The sequence below is a fragment of the Proteus sp. CA142267 genome, assembly GCF_003336825.1.
In the GTDB taxonomy this organism is placed as follows: domain Bacteria; phylum Pseudomonadota; class Gammaproteobacteria; order Enterobacterales; family Enterobacteriaceae; genus Proteus; species Proteus terrae.
In genome coordinates, this window is the sequence record NZ_QPMG01000006.1 from 116558 (window position 1) to 138046 (window position 21489).

General features: G+C 39.8%; 20 protein-coding genes. 8 read left to right on the forward strand and 12 right to left on the reverse strand.

Features of this window, described 5'->3' with window-relative positions; all coding sequences use genetic code 11:
* Positions 1-40: 40 nt before the first annotated feature.
* Positions 41-670: a 23S rRNA (uridine(2552)-2'-O)-methyltransferase RlmE gene (gene rlmE / locus C0T34_RS11645; protein WP_098941358.1), complete on the reverse strand. Its 630-nt coding sequence runs from the start codon at positions 668-670 to the stop codon at positions 41-43.
* 145 nt (positions 671-815) lie between these two features.
* On the opposite strand from rlmE, the gene yhbY reads away from it, so the two are divergent.
* Positions 816-1109, forward strand: a complete 294-nt coding sequence (gene yhbY / locus C0T34_RS11650) for a ribosome assembly RNA-binding protein YhbY (protein ID WP_036914752.1) — start codon at positions 816-818, stop codon at positions 1107-1109.
* A 121-nt stretch (positions 1110-1230) separates the two neighbouring features.
* Here the strand turns inward: yhbY and greA are convergent, their stop codons facing one another.
* Positions 1231-1707: a transcription elongation factor GreA gene (greA, locus tag C0T34_RS11655; protein ID WP_088493984.1), complete on the reverse strand. Its 477-nt coding sequence runs from the start codon at positions 1705-1707 to the stop codon at positions 1231-1233.
* Positions 1708-2116: 409 nt separating this feature from the next.
* On the opposite strand from greA, the gene dacB reads away from it, so the two are divergent.
* Positions 2117-3559, forward strand: a complete 1443-nt coding sequence (dacB, locus tag C0T34_RS11660) for a serine-type D-Ala-D-Ala carboxypeptidase (protein WP_098941359.1) — start codon at positions 2117-2119, stop codon at positions 3557-3559.
* An 86-nt stretch (positions 3560-3645) separates the two neighbouring features.
* Here dacB and cgtA read toward each other — a convergent pair whose 3' ends face one another.
* From cgtA to rplU, 3 genes are all read right to left on the reverse strand, one after another.
* On the reverse strand, positions 3646-4818 hold the full coding sequence (gene cgtA / locus C0T34_RS11665) for an Obg family GTPase CgtA (protein ID WP_098941360.1): 1173 nt from the start codon (positions 4816-4818) through the stop codon (positions 3646-3648).
* A 130-nt stretch (positions 4819-4948) separates the two neighbouring features.
* Positions 4949-5206, reverse strand: a complete 258-nt coding sequence (gene rpmA / locus C0T34_RS11670) for a 50S ribosomal protein L27 (RefSeq protein WP_006535706.1) — start codon at positions 5204-5206, stop codon at positions 4949-4951.
* Positions 5207-5225: 19 nt separating this feature from the next.
* Positions 5226-5534, reverse strand: coding sequence for a 50S ribosomal protein L21 (gene rplU, locus C0T34_RS11675; protein ID WP_006535707.1), 309 nt, complete (start codon positions 5532-5534; stop codon positions 5226-5228).
* Between the two features lie 263 nt (positions 5535-5797).
* Between rplU and ispB the strand changes: the two genes are divergently transcribed.
* A complete protein-coding gene (gene ispB, locus C0T34_RS11680; protein WP_075672813.1) occupies positions 5798-6769 on the forward strand; it encodes an octaprenyl diphosphate synthase in 972 nt (323 codons plus the stop codon).
* 49 nt (positions 6770-6818) lie between these two features.
* On the opposite strand, the gene C0T34_RS11685 is transcribed toward ispB, so the two are convergent.
* Together C0T34_RS11685 and C0T34_RS11690 are read right to left on the reverse strand one after the other, a co-directional pair.
* Positions 6819-7235, reverse strand: a complete 417-nt coding sequence (locus tag C0T34_RS11685; RefSeq protein WP_023583583.1) for a DNA-binding protein — start codon at positions 7233-7235, stop codon at positions 6819-6821.
* A gap of 82 nt (positions 7236-7317) precedes the next feature.
* The gene (locus C0T34_RS11690; RefSeq protein ID WP_098941361.1) at positions 7318-7668 is read right to left on the reverse strand and encodes a DNA-binding protein; all 351 of its coding nucleotides are present in this window, start codon (positions 7666-7668) and stop codon (positions 7318-7320) included.
* Between the two features lie 186 nt (positions 7669-7854).
* Between C0T34_RS11690 and C0T34_RS11695 the strand changes: the two genes are divergently transcribed.
* Positions 7855-8121, forward strand: a complete 267-nt coding sequence (locus C0T34_RS11695; protein ID WP_075672811.1) for a helix-turn-helix transcriptional regulator — start codon at positions 7855-7857, stop codon at positions 8119-8121.
* 102 nt (positions 8122-8223) lie between these two features.
* On the opposite strand, the gene mdh is transcribed toward C0T34_RS11695, so the two are convergent.
* Positions 8224-9162 (reverse strand): malate dehydrogenase, encoded by a 939-nt coding sequence (gene mdh / locus C0T34_RS11700; protein ID WP_075672810.1) that lies wholly within the window; start codon positions 9160-9162, stop codon positions 8224-8226.
* A 447-nt stretch (positions 9163-9609) separates the two neighbouring features.
* On the opposite strand from mdh, the gene argR reads away from it, so the two are divergent.
* On the forward strand, positions 9610-10080 hold the full coding sequence (argR, locus tag C0T34_RS11705; RefSeq protein WP_006535714.1) for a transcriptional regulator ArgR: 471 nt from the start codon (positions 9610-9612) through the stop codon (positions 10078-10080).
* 57 nt (positions 10081-10137) lie between these two features.
* Here argR and mpl read toward each other — a convergent pair whose 3' ends face one another.
* Entirely contained in the window at positions 10138-11517 is a 1380-nt protein-coding gene (gene mpl, locus C0T34_RS11710; RefSeq protein ID WP_075672809.1) for a UDP-N-acetylmuramate:L-alanyl-gamma-D-glutamyl-meso-diaminopimelate ligase, read from the reverse strand.
* 165 nt (positions 11518-11682) lie between these two features.
* Here mpl and fbp point away from each other — a divergent pair, with 165 nt between their 5' ends.
* From fbp to C0T34_RS11725, 3 genes are all read left to right on the forward strand, one after another.
* The gene (gene fbp / locus C0T34_RS11715) at positions 11683-12690 is read left to right on the forward strand and encodes a class 1 fructose-bisphosphatase (protein WP_023583589.1); all 1008 of its coding nucleotides are present in this window, start codon (positions 11683-11685) and stop codon (positions 12688-12690) included.
* A 199-nt stretch (positions 12691-12889) separates the two neighbouring features.
* Positions 12890-13417: an inorganic diphosphatase gene (gene ppa / locus C0T34_RS11720; protein WP_098941362.1), complete on the forward strand. Its 528-nt coding sequence runs from the start codon at positions 12890-12892 to the stop codon at positions 13415-13417.
* Between the two features lie 330 nt (positions 13418-13747).
* A complete protein-coding gene (locus C0T34_RS11725) occupies positions 13748-15376 on the forward strand; it encodes a sulfatase-like hydrolase/transferase (RefSeq protein ID WP_099660274.1) in 1629 nt (542 codons plus the stop codon).
* Between the two features lie 88 nt (positions 15377-15464).
* Here C0T34_RS11725 and C0T34_RS11730 read toward each other — a convergent pair whose 3' ends face one another.
* Genes C0T34_RS11730 through C0T34_RS11740 form a run of 3 tightly spaced genes read right to left on the reverse strand, consistent with a single transcriptional unit; the run spans position 15465 to position 21384 of the window.
* The gene (locus tag C0T34_RS11730; protein ID WP_023583593.1) at positions 15465-15812 is read right to left on the reverse strand and encodes a gamma-glutamylcyclotransferase; all 348 of its coding nucleotides are present in this window, start codon (positions 15810-15812) and stop codon (positions 15465-15467) included.
* Positions 15813-15817: 5 nt separating this feature from the next.
* Complete coding sequence (locus tag C0T34_RS11735) at positions 15818-19645, reverse strand: translocation/assembly module TamB domain-containing protein (protein WP_275425777.1); 3828 nt, start codon at positions 19643-19645, stop codon at positions 15818-15820.
* Complete coding sequence (locus tag C0T34_RS11740; RefSeq protein ID WP_098941364.1) at positions 19642-21384, reverse strand: autotransporter assembly complex family protein; 1743 nt, start codon at positions 21382-21384, stop codon at positions 19642-19644. Before C0T34_RS11740 ends, C0T34_RS11735 begins: the two co-directional genes overlap by 4 nt.
* Between the last annotated feature and the right edge of the window lie 105 nt (positions 21385-21489).

Genomic DNA, 21489 nt, shown 5'->3' on the forward strand with positions numbered 1-21489 from the left:
ACCTCATATTACAACTGTGTTAACAAATAGCTTTAGGGTACTAAAGTTTACGCCCTGTGGCTACAATATATACCTCACGAGAACGAGACCGCGAAGCGTCTGGTTTACGAACTTTCACTTTCGTAAACAGGGAGCGTATTTGCCCCAGGTATTCATCAAAGCCTTCTCCCTGAAACACTTTGACAATAAAACTTCCCCCGGGAGCCAGTACATCACGACACATATCAAGCGCTAACTCTACTAAATACATGGATCGAGGGATATCGACCGCGGGCGTACCGCTCATGTTTGGAGCCATGTCAGACATGACAACCTGGACTTTGTTTTCACCTACTCTATCAAGCAATGCCTTCAACACAAGTTCATCACGAAAATCGCCTTGAAGGAAATCGACTCCAACTATAGGGTCCATAGGTAAAAGGTCACATGCGATGATTCGACCTTTGTTTCCTAACTGCTGTACAACATATTGAGACCACCCTCCAGGGGCTGCTCCTAAATCGACAACGGTCATACCTGGTTTAAAGATATTGTCACTTTGCTGAATTTCTTCCAGTTTAAACCAAGCACGAGAGCGAAACCCTTTTTTCTGTGCTTGCTGAACATATTTATCACTAAAATGTTCTTGTAACCAGCGGCTAGAGCTTGCCGAACGTTTCTTATTGGCCATTGCGTTTTCCAACTATCATACACTTAGCTATCAATATTTTTACTCTTTCACTCATTTAACCCCGTATTAACGACATTTTATGGTGATAAGTGAGAGATGGCGTTAGAATAGATCGTTTTCAATCCCAACAAAGCAAAAATTAATGATGACTCTTAACAAAAAACAAATTCAACACCTGAAAGGGCTCGCTCATCACCTGAATCCAGTCGTTATGATTGGTAACAACGGGCTGACTGAAGGCGTTCTTGCAGAAATTGAACTCGCTCTGGCACACCATGAGCTTATCAAAGTCAAAATCGCAGGCGAAGATCGAGATGTTAAAAACTTGATCGTGGCAGCGATTGTACGCGAAAGCGGTGCACAGAATGTACAAGTTATCGGAAAAATTCTTGTTCTTTATCGTCCTTCAGAAGCACGTAAGATTATTTTACCGAAATAAAACTTGTATCTTTATATAAAAATGCCATAACTAACTCTATGGCAAAAAAGGCCTTTTAAGGCCTTTTTTATATTACCACAGGATAGCAGTCTAGTTTTCTATAGAAACGTAAAATTATAAATTAAATGTATTCTACGTTTAAAACTTCGTACTCGACTTGTCCACCCGGTGTAGTGATAACAACGACATCATCTAACTCTTTACCAATCAACCCACGCGCAATCGGTGAGTTAACAGAAATTAAGTTTTCTTTAATGTTCGCTTCATCATCACCAACAATGCGGTAAGTTTGCTCTTCTTCGGTTTCAACATTTAACAGCGTCACTGTTGAACCAAAAATAATTCGACCATTGTTATTCATCTTTGTAATATCAATAACTTGAGCATTTGATAATTTTGCTTCAATTTCTTGTATACGACCTTCACAGAAACCTTGTTGCTCTCTTGCAGCATGATATTCCGCGTTTTCTTTTAAGTCTCCGTGTTCACGAGCTTCAGCGATAGCGGCAATAATCTCGGGACGACGAACACCTTTTAAATATTCCAGCTCTTCGCGTAATTTTTCTGCACCTAGAACTGTCATAGGGATCTGATTCATGTGTTAATACCTCAATACTATTCCTAATAAAAAATAGGTATCATCCTGATTTTTTATACTAACAACACAGAGAAAAGGATCTATTTACTCTTCTCAAGACAAAAAAAGACACAGGCAACCTTAAATTGGGCCTGTCTCTACATATATTCGGTGAATGAGGGGACGCTATTATATTCCCAACTCATGCTGTTGGGACGAAAACTAAACCTCCCAGACTTAAAACTAAATCTAACACAACAGACGCATTGCTTCACGCCTTATCTCTCTTTATAAAGAGATAAACAGACTTTTTCCGATAATGAGCTAATCCTGCTTGTTACCGTTTACTTTTGCCCTCATTGCCCTTTAGTATTAGCCTCTGGCAATCAATACTGTAACGTTACACGCTATAGTCACGGATAGAGAAATTATGCGCTTACTATCAACATTTCGACGGATACTCTACACATTAAGTATCATCAGTTTTTCAACCCAAGCGATACCTGTTGAAAACTACACATCCCTTCTTCCCGAAGGAACTCAAGTAGGTTTAATTACTCAACCCGTTGGCGCTGCTTCTCCTAATCTTAATTATCATGCCGATCAATTAGCACTTCCAGCAAGTACTCAAAAAGTGGTGACTGCACTTGCGGCATTACTTCAATTAGGTGGAAACTATCAATTCACAACAACAATGGAAACAGAAGGTAAGATAAAAGACAATCAACTTATTGGTGATTTGATCTTTCGTTTTACAGGCGACCCTACATTAACTCGCCAACAATTAAGAGCAATGGTTGCCGTATTAAAACAATCAGGTGTTACAAAAGTGCATGGCGATTTGCTTATTGATACTTCTGCTTTTTCAAGCCATGACAAAGCACCCGGTTGGGTTTGGAATGATCTAACTCAATGCTTTAGTGCCCCTCCTAGTGCCGCTATTGTTGATAAGAACTGCTTTTCTGTCTTACTGCAAAGTGGCAACAAAGAAGGTGATATTGCCACAATACGTAAAGCCTCTTTCTATCCTGTAACCGTTTTAAGTGAAGTTGAAACTTATGAGAAAGGATCAACTCGTACTCGTTTTTGTGAATTAGATGTCACTGTTCGTGATTTAAATACCTATGTAATCACAGGTTGTATTCCTAAACGTGATGATGCAGTCCCTTTAATGTTCTCTATTCAAGATGGTGCTCATTGGGCTGGTACAATTTTAAAAGAAGAGTTACAGCGCGCCAATATTGAACTTGATGGATATGTCAAACGTCGATCTCAACTAAAAGTACCGGTTACTGTATTGGCACAGACACAATCAAAACCGTTACATAACTTACTGACTACCATGCTAAAAGAGTCTGACAATATGATTGCAGACACCGTATTTAGAACTATTGGTCGTGAGTATTATGGTGTTGCCGGCACTTGGCGCTCTGGCGCAGAAGCAACCCGTGCTATTTTAAAACAAAAAGCCGGCATTGATTTAGGAAATACCGTTATGGTTGATGGCTCTGGCCTTTCTCGTCATAACCTCATTTCACCTGCAACCATGATGCAAATCCTTCAATACATTGGACAACATGAAAGTGAATTAAATTTTATTGCCATGCTTCCCCTTGCAGGACATGACGGTACATTACAGTATCGAGGCGGTTTTCATGAAGCGGGTGTTGATGGCAAAGTTTCTGCCAAAACGGGTTCATTAAAAGGGGTTTACAATCTTGCGGGCTTTATGACCACGGCAAACGGACAAAAAGTGGCGTTTGTACAATACGTTTCGGCGTATTCACCTCCTACACAGAATCGTAATGCTGGACGCGCTTATTTAGTGCGTTTTGAAACAAATCTGTATAAAGATATGTATAACAACCGCTAGATTTACACCTAATAATATAAGCAATAGATATGAAAAACGCCTGATTAATCAGGCGTTTTTTATTTTAATCACAATTAGAATGATGATTAGCGTTGGTAGATAAACTCAATACCTTCGTCGTCGTCTTCATCCCAATCATCGTCGTCATCTTCTTCGAAATCAGGGTTTTCAAGCTGTTCTTTGTGGTAATCATCCCACATAAAGTCAACTTTTCCTGGCTCTGCTTTTGTTGCAACAATATCTTGCTCACGCGGAGTAACATTCAGGAATTCCATGATATTCCAGCAAAGTTTTTTCACACCTTCTTGGTTGATGGCCGCTATCATGTAATAGTTTTCATCCCAACCCAGCGCTTCAACAATTGCTTTTGCCTTCTCTTTTGCTTCTTCAGCATCGAGAAGATCAACTTTATTGAACACCAACCAACGTGGTTTTTGTGCTAATTTTTCGCTGTATTTCTCTAATTCAGAGATAATAATTTTTGCATTTTCCACAGGATCCGATCCATCAATAGGATCAATATCGATCAAGTGTAATAACACACGACAGCGTTCTAAGTGTTTTAAGAATTGGATCCCAAGACCTGCACCATCAGCAGCGCCTTCGATTAATCCGGGAATATCTGCAACCACAAAGCTTTGGTGATTATCCATGCGCACCACGCCTAAGCTTGGTACTAACGTTGTAAATGGATAATCAGCAACTTTAGGTTTTGCTGCTGATACTGCACGAATAAATGTGGATTTACCCGCATTCGGCATACCAAGCATACCCACATCAGCTAATAGCATTAGCTCTAATAGGACTTCGCGAGATTCACCCGGCGTTCCCATTGTACGTTGACGTGGAGCACGGTTAACCGATGATTTAAAGCGAGTATTGCCTAAACCGTGGAAGCCACCTTTAGCAACCATTTGCTTTTGGCCGTGAGCAGTTAAGTCAGCAATGACTTCATTTGTTGCTAAATCACGGACACGTGTTCCGACAGGAACACTGATAGTAATATCTTGACCACGCTTACCAGTACAGTCACGACTGTGACCATTTTCACCACGTTCTGCGCGATAAGACTTTGTAAAACGGTAATCAATTAAGGTGTTAAGGTTTTCGTCTGCAATCATGTAGACATCACCACCATCACCACCATCACCACCGTCTGGTCCCCCGTTAGGGATATATTTTTCGCGACGAAAGCTTACACAGCCGTTACCACCATCGCCCGCGACGATTAGGATCTTGGCCTCATCAACAAATTTCATGATTTTACTCCGTATAGTAGCCATTAACGTGCTGGATGGCCGAAATTACCCAGAGATGGCCTTTTTTAAATATAAAAAGCCCCGCAACATATTTGCAGGGCTTTTGACTCGGTGCTTAAAGGACCAGTAATTATTCAGCTTCGATGCTGATAAATTTACGGTTGTTTGGACCTTTAACTTCGAACTTAATTTTTCCGTCAGCTAATGCAAACAGGGTGTGGTCACGACCACAACCAACGTTAGTACCTGCATGGAACTTAGTACCACGTTGACGAACGATGATGCTACCTGCTAATACAGCTTCACCACCGAAACGTTTAACACCCAGACGTTTTGCTTCGGAATCACGACCGTTACGAGTCGAGCCGCCAGCCTTTTTATGTGCCATTGAACTACTCTCCTAAACCTTAAGCGATACCAGTGATTTTAACATCAGTAAACCACTGACGGTGGCCCTGTTGTTTACGGCTGTGTTTACGACGACGGAACTTAACAATCTTAACTTTATCGCCGCGACCGTGAGCAACCACTTCCGCTTTAACTTTAACGCCCGCAAGGATTGGAGCGCCAATTTGAATGTCATCGCCATTAGCGACCATCATTACAGTATCAAACTCGATTGTTTCGCCAGTAGCTACTTCCAGCTTCTCTAAACGAATAGTTTGACCTTCGCTGACTCGGTGTTGTTTACCACCACTTTGGAAAACCGCGTACATATAAACTCCGCTTTCCGCACACTCCCAATATGTATAATTTGAGTGCACAATTAAAATATTCACATAGGGCGCGAATTCTACGCAAATTTAGTGCCGATGACAAGTACAGATCGCAAACTAGCGTTAAAAAAAAGAGTTTTTTACACGATATTTATTTCAGCCATTTTTAAAGTACAATCTAAATTATAAGAGAGTAAAATCTATGGCATGATCATTTTTTATTAATAATAACGCGCTCATTGGCGAGCCAAAGTCGAAAAAACATGAATTTAGAATCTATTATAAAACTAACATCCGCTGATATGGCTGCGGTAAATGAGGCAATCCTTTACCAGCTTAATTCAGATGTTTCTTTGATAAACCAACTTGGTTACTACATCATTAGTGGTGGTGGTAAAAGGATCCGACCAATGATCGCAGTGCTCACTGGACGAGCATTGGACTATCAAGGTGACAAACATATCTCGGTCGCAGCGCTTATCGAGTTTATTCATACTGCAACGTTGTTACATGATGATGTTGTTGATGAATCTGATATGCGCAGAGGAAAACAAACGGCAAATGCTGTCTTCGGAAATGCAGCCAGCGTCCTTGTTGGCGACTTTATTTATACACGATCCTTCCAGATGATGACGGATCTTGATTCAATGCGTGTATTAAAATTAATGTCTAGCGCCACCAATGTGATCGCTGAAGGTGAAGTTTTACAATTAATGAATTGTAACGATCCTGACATTTCTGAAGATGACTATATGCAAGTTATTTACAGCAAAACAGCTCGTCTGTTTGAAGCGGCTTCTCATGCATCAGCCATTCTTTCTGGTGCGACACCTGAGCAAGAAAAAGCATTCCAAGATTATGGTCGTTATCTTGGGACTGCTTTCCAGCTCATTGACGATTTGCTTGATTATGATGCAGATAACAACCAGCTGGGTAAAAACACTGGTGATGACCTTGATGAAGGTAAACCAACGTTGCCATTACTTCATGCTATGCATAATGGCAATGAAGAAGAATCCCAATTAATTCGCCAAGCCATTGAACAAGGTAATGGCCGCCATTTATTGGATACTGTTTTAAATACTATGAAACAGTGTGGCTCTTTGGAATATACCCGTCAAAAAGCAGAAGAAGAAGCAGACAAAGCGATTGAAGCTTTATCAATTATACCTGACTCACCATATAAAGATGCGCTTATTGGGCTTGCTCACGTCGCTGTACAACGTCAATCATAACTTTGATGTATAAACCCTCGTAGTTATGTAAAGAAGCCCGCTAGAGCGATTACGTCGATTCTGGTGGGCTTTTTAATTTATTGAGCACTTCTTCGTTTTCTCGTTCGATAGCATCCTGATTATCCGCATCAATATAGCTAATGAGCTTTGCCAGCCCTTCACGTAGTACGAATTTCACAATCTTTTCTCGTTCCGATTTTGTCAGTTGATAATAAGCTTCAACCCAAATCAAAAAGGCATCCTGACGTTTTGATAAATACTCAGCCGGAGGTTCATGTGCAGCAAGCACACTAATCACCTCATCAGGTAGACTTTTTACGGAATACTCGACAGCTTTTCCCTGCACGCCACGTTTACGACGGTTTTCCCATCCTTCACGACGCGCCATCAAGTTAACTCCCTGCGGTGAGTTAGGTAACCCCGCAAGCCCCACTAATTCTTTCGCTGTATACCATTCTTTTTTCATGATCTCATCTCACATTCAACTAAGAGGTTAGTCAGATAGATATCTGTTGCGGATAACGCAATAATAGATTCTTTAAAATCGCTTAATCATTGACGACTTTTTCTAAAAAACTTCTAATACCATCCCGCAATATCAGCTCTGTTAATGTTTTTTGTTCACCATCATTTAGTTGTTGGAATGCTTTCACCCAGATAACGAGTGGCTCCTCTTTTTTATTTAGTTTGTAATGTGCTAATGGCTCATAAAGTTCTAGAGCAATTAAAGTTTTTTCTGGTAAACAAGAATAATGATATTCAACACCACTACCTTGCTTATTTTTTACATTTTGTTTTTGCCAAGACTCTCGTCTCGCTTTCGAATTTACACCTTGTGGTGATTTAGGTAATCCACCTATACCCGTCAATTCCTTTGCCGTATACCACTCTTTTTTCATTATGTTTCTCTAAAATTGTTATCAACTTCAAAAAAGAAATTATTAAGAAAAAAATCAGAAATCTTTTTAGAAAAATAATGTTATTTTATTTTCTAAATAATCAGTTTAAATGCTTTAGGACATTTCTAATAAACTGTTATTTATACCACTAACACAGCAATCAATTTTATAGAAAAAGGATTAAAAATGATTTCAAGGAAATCTGATTGGCATCCTGCCGATATTATTGCCGCACTTAGAAAACGAGGAACAACACTTGCTGCCATCTCTCGCCAAGCAGGGTTAAGCTCTTCAACACTGGCTAATGCGCTGTCACGCCCTTGGCCTAAAGGAGAGAAAATCATTGCTGATTATCTTGGTGTAGCTCCTAGTGAAATTTGGCCTAGCCGTTATTTTCATCCTGAAACAGGAGAATTACTTGAACGAAAGATTCGTACCAAAACTAATAATTAACTAATAATTACAGATATTATAATTAATAAAAAAAACCGCTGATATAGTATCAGCGGTTTTTATTTAAATTTGCATTATTTTTATAGCAAAAAAAGTATTTCTTTATTTATTAATAAATTCTTCACCAAGAATTATATCTTTTTTCAATACATCTAACATGCCATTAAGAGATTGCTTTTCAAAATCACTTAATTTACCAATAGATAAATATTCCTCTACACCGTTTTTACCTAAAAGAATAGGTTGGGCAAAGAAACGGGCATATTCTCCGTCGCCTTCTGTATAGGTGCATTCAATAACATTTTTCTCGCCATTTAGAGCGCGAATTAATGAAAGACCAAAACGAGCGGCAGCTTGGCCCATAGATAATGTTGCTGATCCACCACCTGCTTTTGCTTCAACAACCTCAGTACCTGCGTTTTGAATGCGTTTAGTCAGTGCTGCAACTTCGTCATCAGTAAATGAAACGCCGTCAACTTGAGATAATAGAGGAAGAATAGTCACACCAGAGTGTCCACCAATCACTGGAACGTTGGTTTTTTGTGGATCTTTACCTTTTAGCTCTGCAACAAAGGTATTGGCGCGAATAATGTCGAGTGTGGTAATACCGAAAAGACGTTTTTTATCGTAAACGCCTGCTTTCTTAAGCACTTCTGCTGCGATAGCGACGGTTGTATTCACTGGGTTAGTAATGATACCGATAAGTGCTTTCGGGCAATTTTGTGCAACCTTTTCAATTAAATTACGCACGATACCTGCGTTAACATTGAAAAGATCTGAACGATCCATGCCTGGTTTACGAGCAACGCCCGCAGAAATCAGAACAACATCAGCGCCTTTTAGCGCAGGAGAAGGATCTTCACCCGCAAAACCTTTTACAATAACTTGAGTCGGGATATGGCTTAAGTCAGCTGCGACACCCGGTGTGACGGGAGCGATATCATATAAAGAGAGTTCACTACCAGCTGGAAGCTGATTTTTAAGAAGAAGTGCCAGTGCCTGACCAATACCACCTGCTGCACCGAGAACTGCTACTTTCATTCTGATACTCCTTAGTTTACGAGATAGTGGAACGCCTTCGAGATACTCACTATTACGCAATTCACCTTTAAAAAAACAATTATTTAACAGCAATATTGCATAATAAGGCATTTTCAGTGAAAAATAATACTTTGGTTATTCTAAACAAATTGCTTATCTGTTAATGAGATAGTGGACACCCTTTTGATAAATAATTTCAATAAATATAGCAAAGTGTTAAGTACACCATCATCCTTGTGATAATCATTTAAGCTTATCATTTATTTAACAAATATTTTACTTTCTTTAAATTATCACATTCACGCGCTGTAAATAAATTTTTTTTGCAGTACATTCTACTTTACAATTTTGAGGTGGCTATCACTCGCCTTTCTTCGTCTTATGTTGCATAAAAATTCACTTCTCTGCATAATACACAGGTTATTGATAACTCACTAAAGGTGAACTATGCGCGTTCCTTCTAAGCAAGAAGACTTGGTTAAAGCGTTTAAAGCCCTGCTGAAAGAAGAAAAATTCAGTTCACAAGGCGAGATTGTGACTGCATTACAAGAGGCTGGATTTGATAATATTAATCAGTCCAAAATCTCTCGTATGCTAACAAAATTTGGTGCAGTAAGAACCCGTAACGCCAAAATGGAAATGGTCTATTGCCTTCCTACTGAGCTTGGCGTACCAACAGCAAGCAGCCCATTAAAAAATCTGGTACTCGATATCGATCATAACCATTCTGTTGTGGTGATAAGAACGAGTCCAGGTGCGGCACAACTTATTGCACGTTTATTAGACTCATTAGGCAAAGCAGAAGGTATCCTTGGCAGTATTGCGGGTGATGACACTATTTTTTCAACACCAGCACCAGGATTTTCTACAGAAGAATTACGAGACGCTATTCTGAATCTTTTTGATCAAGAATTATAATTAGCCTTTCTGCAACTTCAAAAAATAAGCCACTGAATTTCAGTGGCTTATTTATTTTTAATACTGACTATCAGAATCTTTAGGCTGTGCTAATTTTGCGAGCAGTTTCTCATGAATACCCCCAAAACCACCATTGCTCATAATCAAAATATGATCGCCCGCTTGAGCTTCTTTCGCAATCATATCGACTAATGTATCCAGATCTGTACTCCAGCGTGCCGGTTGCACACAATGCTCTGCAATATCACTTACTAGCCATTGAATATTAGGTGGCTGGAATAAAAAAACTTCATCAGCGCGACCTAATGCAGGTGCGATATCATCCTTGCTAATCCCCATTTTCATGGTATTTGAACGAGGCTCTAGGACTGCAATAATACGAGCCGTTCCACCGACTTTACTGCGTAACGCTTCAAGCGTTGCCAAAATCGCTGTGGGATGATGAGCAAAGTCATCATAAACACGGACTTGATTAACTTCACCACGTAACTCTAAGCGACGACGCGCATTAATAAACTTATCTAATGCTTCACAAGCATCCGCAGGTAAAACACCAACGTGGTGCGCTGCAACAATCGCCATTAAGCCATTTTGCATGTTGTGTTCACCAGAAAGTCCCCAACACACCTCTCCGACTCGCTCACCTTTGTGGAACACCTCAAAATGGCTACTGTCATTACTGAGTTTTTTAGCTTGCCAATCTCCAGTTTCACCAGTGAATTCTTGTTCACTCCAACATCCCATTCCAATGGTCTGTTTTAAATTCATATCGTTATCAGGCATGATGATTTTTCCGGTACCTGGGACGATACGAACTAAATGATGGAATTGTTTTTGAATTGCCGCTAAATCATCAAAAATATCAGCGTGATCAAATTCAAGATTATTTAAAATCAATGTGCGTGGAGAATAATGAACAAATTTAGAGCGCTTATCAAAGAAAGCACTGTCATATTCATCTGCTTCAATCACAAAGAAGGGGCTTTCGCCTAACTGTGCAGATACTTGGAAATTACCCGGTACACCGCCGATTAAAAATCCCGGTTTATAACCACAGTCTTCTAAAACCCAAGCCAGCATACCCGCTGTTGTTGTCTTACCATGAGTTCCTGCAACAGCTAACACCCAACGTTCAGGTAAAATATAATCATGTAGCCACTGAGGGCCTGAGGTATAAGGCAAACCTTTTTCAAGTACAGCTTCAACACAAGGATTTCCTCGTGTCATCGCATTACCAATAATCACCATGTCAGGGGCAGGTTCTAATTGTTTTGGGTCATATCCCTCAATCAGTTCAATTCCCTGATTTTCTAATAAAGTACTCATGGGTGGATAGACATTAGCGTCTGAGCCTGTGACTTTATGTCCCTTTGCTCTAGCGAGAATGGCAAGACTTCCCATAAAGGTGCCACAAATACCAAGAATATGAATGTGCATGAATTTCTGTCCAATAGCATGAAGTTGGTCACTATTCTAACGATCAAAAAGCAGATAAGAAACGGATTAACCTTTGAATCATCCGATTCTTTGGCTAAACTTGCCACCACCAAGGAGATTTTTCCTCCTTTTTTACTTTACCCACTCACATTCAGGACCTGCGTCATGAAAACATTAGGCGAATTTATCGTCGAGAAACAACAAGATTTTCCCCATGCAACTGGTGAACTTACTGCATTACTTTCAGCAATTAAGCTTGGGGCTAAAATTATCCACCGTGATATTAACAAAGCAGGGTTAGTCGATATTCTTGGTACTAACGGTGTTTCTAATGTTCAAGGTGAAGCCCAGATGAAACTGGATCTTTACGCGAATGAGAAACTAAAAGCTGCATTAAAAGCGCGTGGTGAAGTTGCGGGTATCGGATCAGAAGAAGAAGATGATATTGTTATCTTTGAAGGTGATCGCGCTGAAAATGCTAAGTATGTTGTACTAATGGATCCTTTAGACGGTTCGTCGAATATTGATGTAAACGTTTCCGTCGGAACAATTTTCTCTATTTACCACCGTATTACGCCAATTGGTCAATCTGTCACTTTAGATGACTTCTTACAACCAGGTCATCGTCAAGTAGCTGCAGGCTATGTCGTTTATGGCTCATCAACCATGTTGGTTTATACAACAGGTTGTGGTGTTCATGCCTTTACTTACGATCCATCTTTAGGTGTATTCTGTTTATCTCATGAAAGCGTACATTTCCCGCCAACAGGAAATATGTACTCAATCAATGAAGGTAACTACATCAAATTCCCATTAGGCGTAAAAAAATACATTAAGTATTGCCAAGAACAAGACGCAGCAACAAATCGCCCTTATACCACACGTTATATTGGTTCTTTAGTTGCTGATTTTCACCGCAACTTACTGAAGGGGGGGATTTATATTTATCCAAGTACTGCAAGCCACCCTACTGGTAAATTACGTTTACTCTATGAATGCAATCCAATGGCGTTCTTAGCCGAACAAGCTGGCGGTAAAGCAAGTAATGGTAAAGAGCGTATTCTAGATATCGAACCAAAAGAACTTCACCAACGTATGCCTTTCTTCGTAGGCACTAAATCGATGGTTGAACAAGCTGAAAGCTTTATGGCGCAATATCCAGACGAAGAATAATCCATTCGTTTGGCACTAACATAGATAAACCGGACTTCTTATTCGTCCGGTTTTTTCATCTTTGAAAATAGCGCTTCCTTTTATTTACTGCTTATTTTTACGTCAGAACGCAACATGTTCGGCAAAAAACGGGTATTGTTAAAAACTTTTCGCTATACTACAGGCCACGTAAAATTAATTTTTTTATAGGAAATTTTTTATGAGCCTGAATCATGTTCCTGCTGGTAAAGAACTACCAGAAGATATCTATGTTGTTATTGAAATCCCAGCAAATGCTGATCCTATCAAATACGAAGTTGATAAAGAAAGTGGCGCACTGTTTGTTGACCGTTTTATGTCAACTGCAATGTTCTACCCATGCAACTACGGTTACATCAACAACACGTTATCTTTAGATGGTGACCCAGTAGACGTTCTGGTTCCAACTCCATATCCATTACAACCAGGTTCAGTTATCCGTTGCCGTCCTGTTGGCGTACTGAAAATGACTGACGAATCAGGTGAAGATGCGAAACTGGTTGCAGTGCCACACACTAAACTGAGCAAAGAATACGATCACATTAAAGATGTGAACGATCTGCCAGAACTGTTAAAAGCACAGATCAAACATTTCTTTGAACACTACAAAGATTTAGAAGCTGGCAAATGGGTTAAAGTTGACGGTTGGGAAGGCGTAGAAGCCGCTAAAGCTGAAATTCTGTCTTCTTTCGAACGCGCTAAAAAATAATCCTTGAGTAAATCAAGATATTACAAGGCAAATAACACCCTAGTATTAGGTTTATTTGCCTTTTATTTCTTCATCTTTTAACCCCCTATTTTCAGTTAAAAAGTGTGCCTTTAAATTTAATAAATTAAAATCCACTTTCTTCCCTACTTGTTCTCACTTCTTATGTTCTCTTTTGTTCATCATAGATAAATTATCCTCTTTAAATCACAAATATTAACTTTCGTATACTTTCGAGCGCACATTCGATTGATTTCGTGTGATCAATTCAAAAGAAATTGAAGATTTTTTAATCTATGTTACTGCCATATCTAATGAATAAGAGAGGTTAAAATGTCTATAACACGTCGAGATTTGTTAAAGGGTGCTGCCGTGGGTGCGACAGGATTATCACTGGTTTCACCACTATCTGCATTATCCTCATCAACAAAAGAGTATATAACCCCATTAAATACACCTAAAAACCCTAAGAATATTTTAATTATTACCGCAGACCAATTAGCAAAGCGAGGTATCTCTGCTTATGGCAACAAAGAGGTAAAAACTCCCGTTATCGACTCGATTTTAAATACAGGAACAAGTTTCCATAATGCGTATTGTGCTTACCCCTTATGTGCACCTTCAAGGGCTTGTTTTTGGACTGGAAAATTACCACACCAGACAGGCATTATTTCCAATGACAGCCCAAACATACCAGAAACAATGTCCACATTAGGAACGTTGTTTTCACAAGTGGGATATGAGTGTAAACATTTTGGAAAACGGCATGATTATGGCTCATTAGAAGGATTTGATTGTGCGCCTCAAATAGAAAAAGAATTTAATGCTCACCCTGCCTTTCCTGTTGATTATGATACGAAAGAAGATGTGTATTGTTTAGAAGAAAGCCTGAAATATATCAATTCACTCCCCAAAAGAGAGGAAAAAAAGCCATTTTTATTAGCCGTTGAATTTAATAATCCACACAATATAAATGGATGGACAGGAAATTTTGCGGGTGAGCATGGTGACATCGAAAATATCGGACAATTGCCACCTTTACTTGATAACTTTGACACTGCTGATGATCTTAAAAATAGACCTAAAGCTATTCAATACGCTTGCTGTACACATAACAGAGTTATGCAATCAGGGAAATGGAGTGAGAAAAATTTCCAGCAATATCTCAAAGCCTATTACTATTTTACTGAATTGGTAGATAGCTATATAGGACAAGTTATCAATGCATTAAAAAAGAGTGGGTATTGGGAAGATACACTTGTTGTCTTCTTCTCTGACCATGGTGATGCAATGGGAGCACACCGATTAGTTGCTAAAATGAATTGGTTTTATGAAGAATCGACAAATGTGCCTTTTGCATTTTCAGGGCCGGGTATTCAATCTGGCGCTTTAAAACATGAATTAACATCCCTTTGTGATTTATTACCTACTCTCTGTGAGTATATCGGAATTGATTACCCTAAAAATATTTATGGTCGCTCTCTGTACCCGTTATTAACCGGAAAGACAGTGAAAGAATGGAGAAATAGTGTCATTTGCCACTGGAATACTGACCGAAATGTCGATGTTCAACCAGCTAGAATGTTAAGAACAGAAAACTTTAAATATATTATTTATAAAGAAGATGAAGAAGAAGAACTCTACGATATGGTTAATGATCGAGGTGAAACCCAAAACCTCAGTCACCATCCTGATTATCAACAAATAAAAAAAGAATTACGGCTCAAATTAGACAATGAAATCCGAAACAATTCAGATCCTTTTTATATTCAAGAAGTAATTATTAATAAAAAATGGCGTAGCCATGAAGTGGGATATCAACACCATACAGGTGAAACGAGTATTCAAGTTTATCAGAAAAAAATTAGGCCATTATTGGCTGAAAATGAAATAGATAAAGCGAGACGAATGCGACTTAATTTATATAAAGAAGCGCGCCTCTCTTATATTTGTGAAAAATAAGCATTTAGTTATTTCTCATATAAAAACGGCTCAATATTTCTATCGAGCCGTTTTTATATGACATGGAGCAAAAGTAGGATGCTACTGATTACTCTTCTTCGTGACGTTTTAGCCAGTCACCACATTTTATTTCACGTAAACCATCAACAGGCTTTTGATAAAGGTAGATCCAAGCACTGCCATAAGGCGTTGAAATCAGTTGGCGCTTGTAATCCTGATCGTTCTTTTTCAATTCATCAAGCTCTGTCAAGATAGAAGGCGTTATTCGATAGACTTCGCATTCTATTTCGCCTTCACCTTCGATAACTGCAGGATAAAACCCTAAATCATAGAGTTTATATCCCACTAACTTATGCTCACCTAAAAGCTGTGCATAGGTCATCCAGTGATGGTTACCTTGGTTTTGCCGTAAACTACCATAAACAATAATTCGCATATAATTTAAAACTCAAATTGATAAAGCAGATCTATTGCCTGATTCATACCAGACACTGCTTGTAAATACAACCTGGGCATCAAGCGATAACGTAAGGTTAACGTCGCTAGCGAATCAAATATACCCACTCCATACTTCACTTGTAGATCGTTTGTGATCTTACCGCTGACCACAACTTGTGAGTTATCCCCCACACCTTGTGTATCAAGCGCTAAATCAGAAACACCAAAGGTTTCACCAATACGTCCTACAAGCTGACCACTTTGACCAACGCCTAATCCTATCAGCATTGCCGTCATTTGTGATGAATCCGCATCACCACTTTTATCTAACCCTTCACCTCTTAGCAAGTAGGATAACGCTTCTTGCTGTGTAAAAGCGGGCTCAGAGAAAATTTCAACTTTAGGTTTATCTGCAAGCCCTGTCACCCTAACACCAGCAATCACATTATTTGCCGTATTTTCAGGATTACGAATAGCTTCAATATTTAAGTAAGGTTGATCAACTGGCCCTGAGAACAAGATTTGTCCCTTACGAACTTGCAGGTCTTGCCCATAAGCTTTGAATTCGCCTTTTGGAATATCTATCTGACCGTTTAAACCTAGTCCTTGTTTATTCTGATTGACTTTGAGCGCTCCCGTCAATCTAGCTTTAAGCCCAAATGCGTCCAGTGTCACATCATCGCCAATATTAATGGCTAAATTACTTTGAATTGGAATCGATGTCTCTTTTTGTGCAATCGGCTGCAAGTTTTTATCCAGCATCACTTCGTCAGAAGAAGCGGATACTGCTGACTCAGGTAAGTCTTGAACAACAATGCGTGCCCAAGGAATATCAATGCGTCCATCTAGTTTTAGTAAATTAGGGCGAGCCTCAAACACTAAATCAGGATTAACATCAATACGTACCATCGGAGGCAATGCAACACGTAGCTTATTGCCATTTGCTGCTATTACTGCATGCCATGCATCTAATTTACGCCAATCGGCGTTACCAGTAAGATTTAAGTAACCTTCTGGAGTTTCGATTCGACCGCTTAAATCAGACGTCGCACCATTAAATTGAACATCAACATTCCCTTTTGTAATATCAAACGGGATCCAGTGCCCAACCACTTTTAATTGATTGATACCAAATTGACCAAATAGCAGTGGCGATTGTGCATTTCCGCCTAAACGTAATTGCGCACCAACACGACCCTCAGCTATTTCACCTTTACCTAAGAACGGTTTGATTAAATCTAATGTCAGATTATCAATATCCACCGTACCTGATAGCTGGCGCTTTTTCTCGAGATCTGCAACATGCACATTCCCTTTAATATCACCATTTCCCGCAATACTAATCAGCCATTGTAATGTTGCTTTGCCGTTGTTAACGCCTGCATTTAAGGAGATAGCATCAAAATCAATCGGTAAAATAGTGCCTTCAATATTCTGTTTTACTGCAACACCTTGCCCTTTTAGATTTACCGATGCTTTCGGTAATCCACCTTTTGAGTTCCATGTTGCTGTGGCATCGCCAGTAAATACGCCTCGAACAGAAGTCTCTGGTGGTAAGAAAGGTTTGATCATAGCAAGATCAAAACGCGCCAATGTAATTGCCGCAGATCCGCTTTCACCCACCGTTATCGCTTTAGGAACACAAACTTGTGCATTTGGGTTTACCCAACAGTGAGAGCCAATGGTGACTTCTTGCTTTTCTACCAACAAATTCAACGCCATGGCTTTATTTAAACGCCATTCACCCACTGGGGTATCAAATGCCGTATTATTTAGCGTTCCTTTCCATTGCTGTTTCTCTTTATCGAATGAACCCGCTAATGTCAGTCCACCAGAAACAGGCTCACCATCCATTTTTAGCGTCAGTTTATGCTGTTTTTCTGTACCAGCAGCATCCAATGTTAAATTGCGAATAACTAAATCAGCTTGCTTTAACTGACGAGCAGTAATAGCGAGTTTGCCACCAATTTCTTTATCCGCTTGAACATCACCTTTGATAGTGATGGATTCGACACCGATTTGATCTTGCCATTTAATGCCGTGAGCGTTGATATCAGCAATAATCTTAGGTGTATTAATATCACCTCGAACATTAACTTTACCTTTAATAACACCCGCTAACCCAGGTACTAAACCATTTAATCCCGGAGCGTTGATATTGGCATCTAATGCCCATTTATCACCTAAATGCCCTTCAATATCGAGGTTATTTTTACCCAGGATCAGTTTTAACTGAGGAATATTCCATTGGCCAGAATCATTACCATAAGCATTACCTCTCGCTTTGATAAGATTGTTTTTGATATTGCCATCTAAGGTAATTTCGGGCACACGTAATTGCCAACTACCGCCATATAGACTACCTGTTGTGGCAATACGTCCATCTAATTTCGCCGGCATATCAGGGTACTGTTTTGCCGTATTAATTCCTGAAATAGTGAGCAATGCATTCCAGCTAATTGCCTTACTCCAATCAGCAACACCTGTGATATCAGCATGACCTTGCAAAGCGGCTAAACGTAAACGCGTCAGCTCTATTTTCTCTTCATTTCCTTTTGCATCCAGCATTAATTTGGCTGGAGGGATCTCCTGACCTTCAATATCAGAACGTAATGAGAGATCATAGTTATCTGTCTGACCATTTAAGCGTAATCGAGTATCGTTAAGTTGATACTGTATATCGCCTGTTAATGGCCAACGAACTTTTTGGCTTTCAAGTGTCAGTTTTAATGGAAGGTGTGGTTTTGCCAGTTCAGCTTGAGCATCCAAAGTTGCTGTAACTGTTCCTGTTAAAGAAAGTGCTAATTTAAGCTCTTCAAGTAATGCGCCTTGTAAAGAAAGCGTCGCTTTTTGATCTTTAAAATCTTCAAGCCCTGCAACATCACGGATAGTCGCATTCACATCTAAATTAACAGGCCATTGTTTATCTAGGGTAATTCCCCCATTTAAACTTACTTCACCTTCTGGTGCATCAATATTTAATTTAGTGAGATTAACCTGCTTACCTTGAGTCTTTGCTTCAAACAATAATTGGTTAATCGTAACAGGTGCATCACCACTAACCTGTAATTGCTTACCTTCAATTCCTTCAATATTAATATCAACAGGAATAATAATTTCAGGTAATTCGGCTAATAATGGTTTAGCGAAAATCGCTTTAATTGTCTCAGCTAATGCCTGTTCTTTTTCTTCTTGTGTTGTGGGCTCAGTTTGAGATTTTGTAGTTGCGATTTCTTTTACATTTTGAGCCGTTGCTTCAACACTCCCTTCTTCTGGTGTCTTTGGTAATGCCACCAGCAAATCATTAATAAGTGTTGGATTTAATGTAACTTGGCGACCTTCCCACTGCGCACCCGTTTTAAATTCGCCTAGCGAGATTGCCATATCGTCAATCTTCACATGTGTATTTTCTAATGAAAGTGAATTTAAATAGATAGGTAATGGCGCATTAAGCTCTGTTAGAGGCTCTGATGGAGGTGTTTCTTCAGAAGGAGGGAAAGCGCGAGTATCAACATTAACAACAACATCTCGTGTGCCTAATGTATCGACACAAACTTGTTTATCCGTCAGGCACGCTAAACGTAATCCTAATGATAATTCACCCACGTTCACGTCAACTCCAGGCATTTGATATCCAACACCCGTTAAACGCAGATCTTGCCAGCCACCACTAACATCTTTGATAACTAAGCCAGGAACCCAACGAGCTGCGCTATTAATAGCGAAATGCAAACCCGATTGTGTTCCCAAAACCCAAGCGACAGCACCGAATGTAAGCAAAATAATGATAAGGAGTGTTAGCGCAATCCATTTCAACCACTTTTTTATCATAACTCTGCTCCTAACCCGATATAAAACTGGAGTCTACGTTTATCAACGTCACTCACAGGTAAAGCTAAATCAAATTTAATTGGACCAACTGGTGATGCCCAACGAACACCTGCACCCGCACCTGTTTTAAAATCACTGCGCGTAAAATCATTAACTGCTTCACCACTATCAATAAAGACAGCACTCCACCAGTTACCCGTGATGTTATATTGATATTCTAACGATCCCACAAGCATTCTTGATGCCCCCGTTAAATTACCTTTACTATCTTCTGGTGAAATACTTTGGTATTTAAAGCCTCGAACACTTCTATCACCACCAGCAAAGAAACGTAATTCAGGCGGTACTTGCTCAAACGCGTTGGTTTCAATCCAACCAAAGTTACCTCTTACCACAAAACGGTGTCCATCCCATGGTGTACGTATCCAAACGTGTTGCGCTTGAAATGCGGCAAACTCAACATCAGAGCCCCATATTTTATTGGAGTAGTCTAATGTATAACGTTGGCTATCCCCCCAAGAAGGCATCATACCGCCTCGTTGGCGAACTCGACTTGCTGTAACCCCCGGATAAAGCAACATAGTGGTATTCGTAACTTCACCTTGGGTAAAGTGGCTGAGGCTCCAACGTGTATTCACGCTGTATTGCCAACCTGTTGACATATCCCAGTTACGAGACACATTTAGCGTTGTGGTATCAGAGCGGGTGTCATTCAGATCGGTACGTTTAAAACCACCCTGAACTCCATAGTATTGCTCTAATGGATTGACCTTCAGAGGAATTTTATAGTTGGCACCAATAGACTGTTCAGGCTGAGAAACACTGATATTAGAGGTTAAGCTGTGTCCTCGTGAGTTCATCCAAGGCTTATCCCACTGCATATTAAGACGAGGGCCCACATCAGTAGCATAACCCCCACCAAGCTCAACATAGTTGCGAGAGCGAGGTGTTACAACTGCACTCATCGGTAACAGGTGAGTGTCATCAGCGCGAGCTTTAGCAATATCGGGCGTCACAACCGCAGAGTTAAACCACCCTGTTGCTGCTAAACGGCGATTAAATTCAGCCAGATCTTCTGAGGCGTAATATTGCCCCTCTTTAAAAGGAACAATATTTTGTAGATAGTCTTCACGGATTTGGGAGCCCGTGTAACTCACTTTTCCAAAACGATAGCGTTCTCCACTATCGAAAACAAAATCCCAATATGAAGCATGATTATCTAAAGAGACACCCAACTGGCTTTTTTGCATTTCTGCATCAAAATAACCACGGCGAATTGCAAGCCCTGTTAATGAACCTTTGAGTTTCTCGTAATCTGCATGGTTTAAAACACTATCGAGAGGAGGCGTATTTTCTTTAATGACTTTTGCATATTGACTATCTGTTTTAGCGCCACCTTCAAGAACTACATCAACGCCTTTAAGTAAAATCGGAATACCCGGTTCAACTTTAGCGGTTAATACAGATCGTACAGGCGGTGTATTTTCTTCATAAGAAAATGTCACTTTGGGCTGATAATAACCTAAAGGGCGAAGTCCTTCTTGAATTGCCTTTTCAACACGCGCACGAAAACGCCCGTCAGGTGCAACTTCTTCTGTTGTAATGTTTGATAGCTGGACTCGCGCATTTTTTTCGAGCTGCCCTTCTAAACCTTCTACTTTTAAACGCAAATTTGCCCCATAAGCAACAGGCGCGATAAAAGACAGACAGAGAACGTAGATAACGGAGTATCTCGGCACGTTTTCTCCTCAATATTATTTAATCCATGTGATGAATTGACGACAAACTGTTTTAAGCTTTATTGTAGATTTAGTTTATAACAATATTAAGCCTTTACCATAGTA

What these genes read in the sequence shown, in the direction of transcription:
- rlmE (WP_098941358.1), bottom strand. Translation starts at nt 670, where the DNA reads ATGGCCAATAAGAAACGTTCGGCAAGCTCTAGCCGCTGGTTACAAGAA.
- yhbY (WP_036914752.1), top strand. Translation starts at nt 816, where the DNA reads ATGACTCTTAACAAAAAACAAATTCAACACCTGAAAGGGCTCGCTCAT.
- greA (WP_088493984.1), bottom strand. Translation starts at nt 1,707, where the DNA reads ATGAATCAGATCCCTATGACAGTTCTAGGTGCAGAAAAATTACGCGAA.
- dacB (WP_098941359.1), top strand. Translation starts at nt 2,117, where the DNA reads ATGCGCTTACTATCAACATTTCGACGGATACTCTACACATTAAGTATC.
- cgtA (WP_098941360.1), bottom strand. Translation starts at nt 4,818, where the DNA reads ATGAAATTTGTTGATGAGGCCAAGATCCTAATCGTCGCGGGCGATGGT.
- rpmA (WP_006535706.1), bottom strand. Translation starts at nt 5,206, where the DNA reads ATGGCACATAAAAAGGCTGGCGGCTCGACTCGTAACGGTCGTGATTCC.
- rplU (WP_006535707.1), bottom strand. Translation starts at nt 5,534, where the DNA reads ATGTACGCGGTTTTCCAAAGTGGTGGTAAACAACACCGAGTCAGCGAA.
- ispB (WP_075672813.1), top strand. Translation starts at nt 5,798, where the DNA reads ATGAATTTAGAATCTATTATAAAACTAACATCCGCTGATATGGCTGCG.
- C0T34_RS11685 (WP_023583583.1), bottom strand. Translation starts at nt 7,235, where the DNA reads ATGAAAAAAGAATGGTATACAGCGAAAGAATTAGTGGGGCTTGCGGGG.
- C0T34_RS11690 (WP_098941361.1), bottom strand. Translation starts at nt 7,668, where the DNA reads ATGAAAAAAGAGTGGTATACGGCAAAGGAATTGACGGGTATAGGTGGA.
- C0T34_RS11695 (WP_075672811.1), top strand. Translation starts at nt 7,855, where the DNA reads ATGATTTCAAGGAAATCTGATTGGCATCCTGCCGATATTATTGCCGCA.
- mdh (WP_075672810.1), bottom strand. Translation starts at nt 9,162, where the DNA reads ATGAAAGTAGCAGTTCTCGGTGCAGCAGGTGGTATTGGTCAGGCACTG.
- argR (WP_006535714.1), top strand. Translation starts at nt 9,610, where the DNA reads ATGCGCGTTCCTTCTAAGCAAGAAGACTTGGTTAAAGCGTTTAAAGCC.
- mpl (WP_075672809.1), bottom strand. Translation starts at nt 11,517, where the DNA reads ATGCACATTCATATTCTTGGTATTTGTGGCACCTTTATGGGAAGTCTT.
- fbp (WP_023583589.1), top strand. Translation starts at nt 11,683, where the DNA reads ATGAAAACATTAGGCGAATTTATCGTCGAGAAACAACAAGATTTTCCC.
- ppa (WP_098941362.1), top strand. Translation starts at nt 12,890, where the DNA reads ATGAGCCTGAATCATGTTCCTGCTGGTAAAGAACTACCAGAAGATATC.
- C0T34_RS11725 (WP_099660274.1), top strand. Translation starts at nt 13,748, where the DNA reads ATGTCTATAACACGTCGAGATTTGTTAAAGGGTGCTGCCGTGGGTGCG.
- C0T34_RS11730 (WP_023583593.1), bottom strand. Translation starts at nt 15,812, where the DNA reads ATGCGAATTATTGTTTATGGTAGTTTACGGCAAAACCAAGGTAACCAT.
- C0T34_RS11735 (WP_275425777.1), bottom strand. Translation starts at nt 19,645, where the DNA reads ATGATAAAAAAGTGGTTGAAATGGATTGCGCTAACACTCCTTATCATT.